The following is a 9,988-nucleotide window of genomic DNA, read 5'->3' on the forward strand; positions in this document are numbered from 1 at the left end:
ATTTCGGTCTCTGTCGAAGAGACCGATGCCTCGCGGGGGAACATCGCGCCCCCGCTTGGTTTGATGTTGGCAAAATCGTGTCGCTGTTTCTCTTCGGCCGGGACAAATCATGCCCAAACCCGCCAAATCATGGCTGTTACGCTACGGTTGTGCCGTGGTCAGCGTTGTGCTGGCCACCGTCGCCCGCATGCTTCTGGACGGCGTGTTAGGCCTTCAAATCCCGTTTGCCACCTACTTCTTTGCGATCATGTTCACCGCGTGGTTCGGAGGCTTCCATCCGGCCATGCTGGCGGTCACTCTGGCCGCCCCGACCGCCATGTACTTTTTCATCCTGCCGCGAGGCACTTTCCGCGTGGATGGATGGGAGGAGATCACGGGAGTCATTATTTTTCTCAGCACGGGCTTCGGCATCGCCATGCTCGGGGGGGCGATGGACTTCGCCCGCCAAAGAGCCGAGGCCAGCGCCGAAAAGCAACGCCGCCAGGCGGCGTTGGTCGATCAAACAGATGACGCGATGCTGACATGGGAATGGGAGGGGGGCATCAGCTTGTGGAACCGCGGCGCCGAGCGGTTGTACGGCTATCTTCGTTCCGAAGCCAAGGGACGGATCAGCCACGAATTGATGAAAACCAAGAACCGGGGCGGTGTCGCCGTCATCACAAACACTTTGGCGAAAGAAGGGTTTTGGGAAGGCGAACTCGAACATACCACCCGCGACGGCCGGCAAATCATCGTGGAATCCCGGATGGTCTTGGTCCGCGACGCCGCCCGGCCGTATGTGCTGGAAACCAATCGGGACATCACCGAGAGCAAACAATCACAAGAAGAAATCATTCGCTCTCGGGCAATGCTGAAACTGGTGCTGGATAACATTCCGCAGGGTGTTTTCTGGAAAGACAGAGATTCTCGCTATCTGGGATGCAATCTGGTGGTGGCCAAGGCGATGGGGTTGGCCAAGCCGGAGGATATCGCCGGGTGTTCCAATGAGGATCTTTCCTCCATCACGCCGGAGCAATCTGCCCAGTTCATCCGCAAGGACCGGGAGGTGATGGAGTCGGACAAACCCCGGTTTGACATCATTGAACAGATGAGCCTCTCCGACGGCCGGACGATCTGGCTGAATACCAACAAAGTGCCGATGCACGACGAACAGGGAACCGTCATCGGCATTTTGGGAACCTGGCAGGACATCACGGAAAGCAAGCGGGCCGAGGAGGCCCGTCGGGCGAGCGAGGAATTGTTCCGCAATGCGTTTGACCACACGAACGTCGCGATGGTCCTGACGGACATTTCCCATCAATTTGTCCGGGTCAATGCGGCCTTCGCCCGGATGTTCGGTTACACGGAACAGGAGATGCTCTCCCTCTCGATGCCGGCCATCACGCATCCGGACGACCTTGCGGAAAGCCACGCCCGCCGAGAGCCGCTGCTGGCCGGGGAAAGCCAGTCCTTTGAAATGCAAAAACGGTACATCCACAAGGACGGGCGGGTTCTGTGGGCGTTGACCAGCGTTAGTTTGATGCGGGATGAAAACGGCCGGCCGGTGCGGTATGTCGGGCAGGTGCAGGACATCACCGAACGCAAACGGGCCGAGGAAGGGCTGCGGTTCAGCGAACGCCGGTTCCGCGCCATGCTTGAGCACGGCACCGACAGCATTTCACTCATCGACGCGGACAACAACATCCTTTACCTAAGCCCCTCCGTGGCGGCGGTGGAAGGTTACACGGCCGAGGAACTGGCGGGGCGAAACGGCATCGAGAACACCCACCCCGACGACATCCCGCTGGTGCGGCAAGTCGTCGGCCAGCTCATGGACAATCCGGGCCGGCCCGTCCCGGTGACTTGGAGGCGCCGCCACAAGGACGGCCGCTGGCTCTGGCTGGAGGGGGTCGCCACCAATCTGCTGCACGATCCGGCGGTCGGCGGCATCGTGACCAATTACCGCGATGTCACCGAACGAAAGCGGGCCGAGGAGGAAACTCACCGCACGCAGTCGATCCTCGCGCAAGCCGGGCAACTGGCGCGTCTGGGGGCATGGGAGTACGATTTTCGGCGTCGCGACAACAGCAACACCGGCACTCTTTGGTGGTCGGACGAGGTGTATCGGTTATTGGGGTATGTGCCGGGAGAGGTCGTCCCGACCAATGATCTCTTGTTTGAGAGGGTTCACCCGGATGACCGGGAAAAGATCGTCGAGGTCGCCCAACGTTCTATTTCGGAACGGCATCCCTACGAGGTCGAGCATCGGATCATTCGGGCGGACAACGGGGAAACCCGCGTGCTGGCCGGGCGGGCCGAGATTTTCTTTGATCCGGCGGGACAGCCGCTGCGGATGACCGGGGCCGTCCAGGACATCACCGAACGCAAGCGGGCTGAGGAAGAACTGCGGGCCAGCGAACTTCGCTATCAGCGGACGCTGGACGAGATGCTCGAAGGCTGCCAGATCATCGGTTACGACTGGCGGTATGTGTATGTCAACGACATGACGGTCCGGCACGGACGCAAGAGCCGGGAAGAACTGGTCGGCAAGACCTTGATGGAAGCCTATCCCGGCATTGAAAACACCGAAGTTTTCGCCGTGATCGGCCGGTGCATGAAAGAGCGGTCGTCCGCCCAGATGGAGAATCTCTTCGCCTATGCCGACGGTTCATCGGCCTGGTTTGAACTCAGCATTCAGCCATCGCCGGACGGGGTGTTCATTCTCACCATCGACATCTCGGCCCGCAAACTGGCCGAGCGGGAATTGGAACGCCAGCGAACCGAGTTGCAACTGATTCTCGACACGGTTCCGGCGCTGATCTTTTTCAAAGACCGCGCACATCGGATCATCCGCGTGAACCAAGAGCTGGTCCGGCTCGTGGGGTTTCCCCGAGAGGCCATCGAAGGGAAAACGGACGCGGAAGTCGGCTCGCCGCACGCCGCCCGTTATATCGCGGACGAAGAAGAGATCATGGCCACCGGGCGTTCGATGCGAAGCAAACTGGAGCCGCTGGAAACGGCCGCCGGGACACGATGGCTGGAGACGGAAAAAGTGCCGTACCGGGACGAGACCGGCCAGATTGTCGGCGTGGTCGGGCTGTCGGTGGACGTGACCGAACGCAAGCATGCGGAAAGCGAAATTCTCCGGCTCAACGCCGAACTGGAGGAGCGGGTCCGGTTGCGGACGGAGGAACTGGAGGCGGCCAACAAGGAACTGGAGGCGTTTTCCTATTCCGTCTCCCACGACCTCCGGGCGCCGCTGCGGGCCATCGACGGGTTTTCCCGCATCGTCGTGGAGGATTACGGGCCGCAACTTCCGCCGGAGGCGCAGGAATACCTGCAAGATGTCCGGTCGAACACCCAGCAAATGGGCCGGCTGGTGGACGACTTGCTTGCGTTCTCCCGCCTCAGCCGCCAGCCGGTTCGGAAAGAAACCTTCTCCACGCTGGACCTTGTGCGCCGCTGTCTGGATGAGTTACAATCGAGCATTCAGGCTCGACGGGTGGAATTTAATCTCGGCGATCTTCCCCCGTGTCATGGTGACGCGTCCCTGCTCAAACAAGTTTGGATGAATTTGCTGGCCAACGCCCTGAAATACTCGGGCAAGCGCGACCCCGCCTTGATCGAAGTTGGATTCCGTTCCGAAGCCGGGGCGGCCGCTTATTTTGTGCGGGACAACGGCGTGGGTTTCGACATGCGATACGTTCACAAATTGTTCGGCGTGTTCCAGCGCCTCCATCGCTCGGAGGATTACGAGGGCACGGGGGTCGGCCTGGCCATCGTCCAGCGAATCATCCATCGGCACGGCGGCCGGGTCTGGGCCGAGGCCGAGCCGGACAGGGGCGCGACGTTTTTCTTCACCCTGCCTTCACCGGGAGAATCGCATCATGGCTGACGCCGCTGTTGAAATCCTGCTGGTTGAGGACAACCCGAACGATGTGAAGCTCGCCCTGCGGGCCTTCCAGAAGCACAATCTGGCCAACCGTGTTCAGGTGGTGCGGGACGGGGCCGAGGCGCTGGAATTCATCTTCTGCACGGATCGCTACGCCAGCCGCCGGATCGAGGACGGCCCGAGAATGATCTTGCTCGACTTAAAACTCCCCCTGGTGGACGGAATCGAGGTTCTGGCCCGCATCAAGGGAGATCCCCGGACACAGATGATCCCGGTGGTCATCATGACCTCGTCCAAGGAGGAAAATGACGTGGTCGAAAGCTACAAACTGGGGGTCAACAGTTACATTGTCAAGCCCGTGGACTTCGAGCAGTTTACCGACGCGGTCCGCCAGCTTGGTTACTATTGGCTTTTGTTGAACCAGCCGCCGCCCCCCGACGGGCGCCGGTTGTCGCCCTCGGAAGGTTAAGATCGTGTCAGACTCGTCTCTCCGAATTCTGGTGGTCGAAGATAATCCGGCCGATTTTCGCCTCGTGTCGCACGCCCTGCGGCAGGCCGGCATCGCCACGCCCCCCTCACGGGTCGAAACAGAACAGGATTTTCTGGCCAGCCTGGAATCGCCCCCCGATATCATCCTGTGCGATTACAGCCTGCCCCAGTTCAACGCCCCGCGCGCGTTGAAATTGCTGCGGGACCGCGAGCCGCACCTGCCGTTCGTGATCGTGTCCGGTTCAATCGGGGAGGACACGGCCGTCGAGGCGATGAGGATGGGGGCGACCGACTACCTGCTGAAGGACCGGCTCGGCCGACTCGGCCAGGCCGTCCGGCAGGCCGTGGAACAGCACCGGCTTCGTCAGGCGGAGGAACAAGCCAGGGCCGCTTTGGCCGATCAGGCCAAGGCGATTGCCGTGCGGGCGGCCATCGCCACCGTGGTGGCCCGCACCGGGGACATCCGCACCATCCTCGGGGATTGTTGCGAGGCACTGGTCCGGCAGGTGGGCGTTCTCTTTGCCCGCGTCTGGACGCTCAACGAGGCGGAGCAGACGTTGGAATTACAGTGCAGCCGGGGATTGTACACGCACACGGACGGACCCCACGCCCGTATCCCGCTCGGAGAACTCAAGATCGGCCGGATCGCCTGTTCCCGGCAGGCGGCGCTGACCAACTCCGTCGCGGACGACCCGGAGGTGAGCGACCGCGACTGGGCGAAACAGGAAGGGGTGGTCGGTTTTGCCGGGTATCCGCTGATCGTCGAGGATCGTCTGGTCGGCGTTTTGGCGATGTTTTCCCGCAGCCCCATTCGCCGGGAGATGTTCGATCACCTCGCCGGGGTGGCCGATCTGGTCGCCCAATTGATCGAACGAAAACGAAACGAAGAAGCCCTCCGGGCCGGCGAGTTGCGATACCGGGAACTGGCCGACGCGATTCCGCAGATTGTCTGGACGGCCACCCCGGACGGGGCGCTCGACCATTTGAACGCCCGCTCGACGCAATACACCGGCCTGCCGCTGAGCGAGTTGACCGGCTGGAACTGGGGAAGCGTGATTCATCCGGACGATCTGCCCCAAACGGTGACGGGCTGGATGGAGATCATTCAGTCGGGCACGCCCCGGATGCTGGAGTTCCGCATCCGGCGGGCGGATGGCGAATACCGCTGGCACATCACCCGGCAAGTGGTCAGTCGCGGGCCGGATGGAAAAGTCGTCGGCTGGTATGGCACCAGCACCGACATCCACGATCAAAAAGTCGCCGAAGAGGCGCTGCGGGCCAGCGAGACCCGGTTCCGGATGCTGGTGGACACGCTGCCGCACAAGATGTGGATCACCGACGCCAACGGAATGGCCCTGTATCTGAACCAACGAGGACTGACGCAACTGCGGACAACCGAAGAAGAGATCCGGGGACGGGGATGGCTGCGATTTGTTCATCCCGATGACAAGGAAAGCGTCCTGGAGGAATGGGAGGCGTCCGTGAGGGCCGGCACCCCTTGCCGGAACGAATATCGGATGCAATGCCCGGCCGGGGAATATCGCTGGTATCTGTCCCAAGGCGTGCCTCTCAAGGGACCGGACGGCCGCGTGGACAAGTGGGTCGGCACCTGGACGGACATCAACGAACAAAAGCGGGCCGAGGAACTGGTCCGCCAGTCGAGCGAATTGCTCCACGCCGTCGCGGAAAGCACGACGGAGGCCGTCTTCGTCAAAGACCGGGAAGGTCGCTATCTGTTGTTTAATCCCGCCGCCGCCCGGTTCGTCGGGAAGCCGGTCGGGGAAGTGCTGGGCAGGACCGACGACCATATCTTCGAGCCGGCCAGCGCCCGGTCCGTGATGGCGAAAGATCGTGCCATCATGGAGTCGGGAATCCCCAACACCTCCGAGGAAGAGCTGACCGCCGCCGGGATCACCCGGACGTATCTGGTCACCAAGGCGCCGCATCGAAACCCGGCCGGGGAAATCATCGGCCTCGTCGGCATTTCGCGGGATGTCTCGGACATCAAGCGGGCCGAACTGGAACTGCGGCTTCGGGACCGGGCGATTCAGGCGGTTTCGCAGGGAATCCTGATCACCGATCCCAACCAGCCGGACAACCCGATCATCTACGTCAGCCCCTCGTGCGAGCGGCTGACCGGGTACAAATCGGAGGAAATGCTCGGTCGGAATTGTCGGTTCCTGCAAGGCCGCGACACCGATCGGGAGACGGTGAGGGCGATTCGGGCGGCCATTGACGCCCGTCGGCCCGTCACCACCGAATTGCTCAATTACCGGAAGGACGGAACGCCGTTTTGGAACAACCTGGCCATTGCCCCCGTGATGGATGGCGACCGCCTGAGCCACTTCATCGCGGTCCAGACCGACGTGAGCGACCGCCGGAAGATGGAGGATCAGTTCCGGCAGTCCCAGAAAATGGAGGCCGTCGGCCAGTTGGCGGGCGGGGTGGCGCACGATTTCAACAACCTCCTCACCATCATCAACGGGTACAGTGAAATCTTGCTGGATGACCCGGCCTCGGACGCGCTCCGCCCCACGCTGCTGGAAATCCGGGAGGCGGGCGAACGGGCGGCCGGGCTGACCGCCCAATTGCTGGCGTTCAGCCGCAAGACGATCATCGAGCCGAAGATTCTCGATCTCAACGACGTGGTGGACTCGATTGGAAAGCTGCTTCGACGCCTGATCGGGGAGGATATCAAATTCACCACTCATCTGGCCGCCAGGCTGCACCGGATAAAGGCGGACCCCGGCCTCGTCGAACAAGTCATCATGAATCTGGCGGTGAACGCCCGCGATGCGATGCCGGGGGGCGGACGCCTGACCATCGAAACCAAAAACACGAAATTGATGGCGGAGGAATTGCCCAATTATCCCGAATGCCTGCCGGGGCCGTATGTGCGGATGGCGGTGTCGGACACCGGAACCGGGATGACGGACGAAGTGCGGGCCAAAATCTTCGAGCCGTTTTTCACCACCAAGGGAGTGGGCAAGGGAACCGGGTTGGGACTGGCCACGGTGTACGGAATCATCAAACAGTCCGGCGGGCATGTCGCCGTCTTCAGCGAAGTTGGTGTCGGAACCCGGTTCGAGTTGTTGTTCCCCGCCGCGCCCGACGCGGGGGCCGGCCAGGCCGAGACGGGGCCGGCCCCGCCGACCCGCGGCGTGGAAACGGTGTTGCTCGTGGAGGATGAGGACGCCGTGCGAAAGCTCTCCGCAACAGCCCTCGCTTTTCAGGGATACAAGGTCTTGGAAGCCGCGCGGGGGGCCGAGGCCATCCGGATCGCCGACCAGCACGCCGGGGTGATCCATTTGCTGGTGACGGATGTGGTGATGCCGGAGATGGGGGGCCGGGAACTGGCCGACACCCTGCGAACCAAACGGCCCGAATTGCGGGTGATGTACATCAGCGGATACACAAACGACGCCGTCGTCCGCCAGGGGGTGAGCGAGGCCACCGACGCATTCCTTCAAAAGCCGTTCACGCCGCTCACGCTGGCCCGGAAAGTGCGGGCCTTGCTTGACTCGGGCCGTTGAAGAACGGCGGAAGGAAACTTCCCGCCCGCGCATTGACACCGGCTCCAAAGTCTGGCAAAATCGTCGTGGGTGTTGATTGCAAGGCTCTCCACCGATTCGGCGCCAACAAACGGCCGGTATCGTTCCCTCCCTCTGCCGTTCCCGCCGCCCCGCCAGTATCCGCATTAGCATACCTTCGCCCGGCACAGGTCAGCCCGCATGATTCCGCTTTGTTCGACCGATCCCGGTCCCCGGTTGGGCCGTCGGCAGTTTCTTCAAGCCGGCGGCGCCGGGGCGTTGTCCCTCTTCGTCGCGGACTGGCTGCGGGCCGGAACCGCCTCCGCGACGCACGGGCGGGGCAAGGCCAAATCGGTCATCATGATTTACAATTGTGGCGCCCCCAGCCACACCGATCTTTGGGACATGAAGCCGGACGCCCCGGAGAACATTCGCGGGTTGTTCAAGCCGGTCGCCACCAATGTGCCGGGGATTCAAATCTCCGAACTGATGCCGCACATGACCCGCCATGCGGACAAGTTTTCGATCATCCGCTCGGTTCATCACGGCCACAGCAGCCACAACGGGGGCATGTATTGGTCGATTGTCGGCCGGCCGTATGCGAAGGACAGCACCCTGATTAACCCGACGCGGGCCGACCTGCCGAGTTTCGGCACGCTGGTCGGCTGGCTGGCCCGCCGGGATGGTTACAACAGCCCGCTGCCGCCGTATGTCATCACCCCGGAACCCTCGTGTGATTCAACGGTGTACATCACCCCCGGCCAATATGGCGGCTGCCTCGGGGCAAAGCACGATCCGCTCGTGTTGAACACCGACCCGAACACCCCGAACTTCCGGTTGCCCAACGTCAGCCTCGACCCGGACATGACCCCTTCGCGGTTGGGCGAACGCCGGTCGTTGTTGGGCCGCCTTGATGGCCGATCCAAGAAAAAGACGGAGGCCGTCAACGCCGAACACGGCCTCAACCAAGACAATGCCTTTTCGATGATTACTTCGCCGCAAGTGCAAAAAGCGTTTGATCTCTCCCAAGAACCGGCAAAGGTCCGCGACCGTTACGGCCGGCACCGCTGGGGCCAGTCCCACTTGCTGGCCCGCCGGTTGGTCGAGTCCGGGGTGAAGTTTGTCAGCACGATGAACGGCCGAAGCATCATTTGGGACACGCACAAGGACAACTTCAATCGGATGAAAACAACGCTGGTGCCGCCGATGGAACTGGCGTTTTCCGCATTGCTGGAAGACTTGGAAGACCGGGGGATGCTGGACACCACGCTGGTGTTGTGGATGAGCGATTTCGGCCGGACGCCGATCATCAACGCCGAGGCGGGCCGCGATCACTGGTCACAGTGTTACTCCGTGGTGATAGCGGGCGGCGGCATTCGCGGCGGCCAGATCATCGGCGAATCGGACCGCACCGGGGCCGTGCCAAAATCACACCCCGTCTCCCCGGCCGACATTCACGCAACCGTGTTCGAGGCGCTGGGCTACGACCCGCAACAAAACAGCTATCTGACGACCGAGGGCCGGCCATATCCGTTGTCCGAAGGAGAGGCAATCAAAGGGTTGTTGTGATTGAGAGCGGAGTTCTGCTTGGTGTGTCGACCAATGTGGTCGAAACGAACTCGGCCATCGCCCGTCGGCAACGTGTTGAACAGGCGGAAATCGCGGTTCCCTCGCTGGCGCGTTTTGAAGTTGCGCTTTTTGCTGAGGAGAGTGGGCCGGGATAGAAAAACGAGACTCCCCCGGCCGGATCGGTTGGGCCGTGAGGCCGGGTGATCACCAACCGGAAGGAGTCTCGGTCATGATTGTGCAAGAAGGACTCCCCGGAATCAAACAGTTTCTTCGTCCGGCCGGCCTGAGTCCCCGGGCGCTCGGCCTGGTGATTCGTTGCGTGGCGGCGTTTTGTTTGCATTGGGGGCGCATGAGCGCCTCGCAAGCCTCGGGGTCGGTGGCCTCGGAGCCGCGTCATCGCGCCCAGATCAGCCGGTTTCTCGGCCGCAAGGGCCTTCGCCAACGGCCGCCGCTGGCTCTGGTGCGGGACCGGATGCTGGCGTTGGAGCCGGCGGGGGGCCGCTTCGTGTTCATCATCGACCAGACGCTG

At 62.2% G+C, this 9,988-nt stretch carries 5 protein-coding genes; all 5 read left to right on the forward strand.

Going from position 1 to position 9,988, the window contains the following annotated elements:
* The first annotated feature begins 109 nt into the window (after positions 1-109).
* The gene (locus tag BGIM_RS0141210; protein ID WP_020475452.1) at positions 110-3,874 is read left to right on the forward strand and encodes a PAS domain S-box protein; all 3,765 of its coding nucleotides are present in this window, start codon (positions 110-112) and stop codon (positions 3,872-3,874) included.
* A complete protein-coding gene (locus BGIM_RS55200) occupies positions 3,867-4,340 on the forward strand; it encodes a response regulator (protein WP_020475453.1) in 474 nt (157 codons plus the stop codon). Before BGIM_RS0141210 ends, BGIM_RS55200 begins: the two co-directional genes overlap by 8 nt.
* 4 nt (positions 4,341-4,344) lie before the next feature.
* The gene (locus BGIM_RS59220) at positions 4,345-7,893 is read left to right on the forward strand and encodes a PAS domain S-box protein (RefSeq protein WP_020475454.1); all 3,549 of its coding nucleotides are present in this window, start codon (positions 4,345-4,347) and stop codon (positions 7,891-7,893) included.
* A gap of 198 nt (positions 7,894-8,091) precedes the next feature.
* Positions 8,092-9,459 carry a DUF1501 domain-containing protein gene (locus BGIM_RS0141225; RefSeq protein WP_020475455.1) on the forward strand — a complete coding sequence of 456 codons (1,368 nt, stop codon included), beginning with the start codon at positions 8,092-8,094 and terminating at the stop codon, positions 9,457-9,459.
* 229 nt (positions 9,460-9,688) lie between these two features.
* A partial coding sequence (locus tag BGIM_RS65270; RefSeq protein WP_029631701.1) for a hypothetical protein occupies positions 9,689-9,988 on the forward strand: 300 nt, incomplete at its 3' end.

The sequence above is a fragment of the Zavarzinella formosa DSM 19928 genome, assembly GCF_000255705.1.
Lineage (GTDB): Bacteria > Planctomycetota > Planctomycetia > Gemmatales > Gemmataceae > Zavarzinella > Zavarzinella formosa.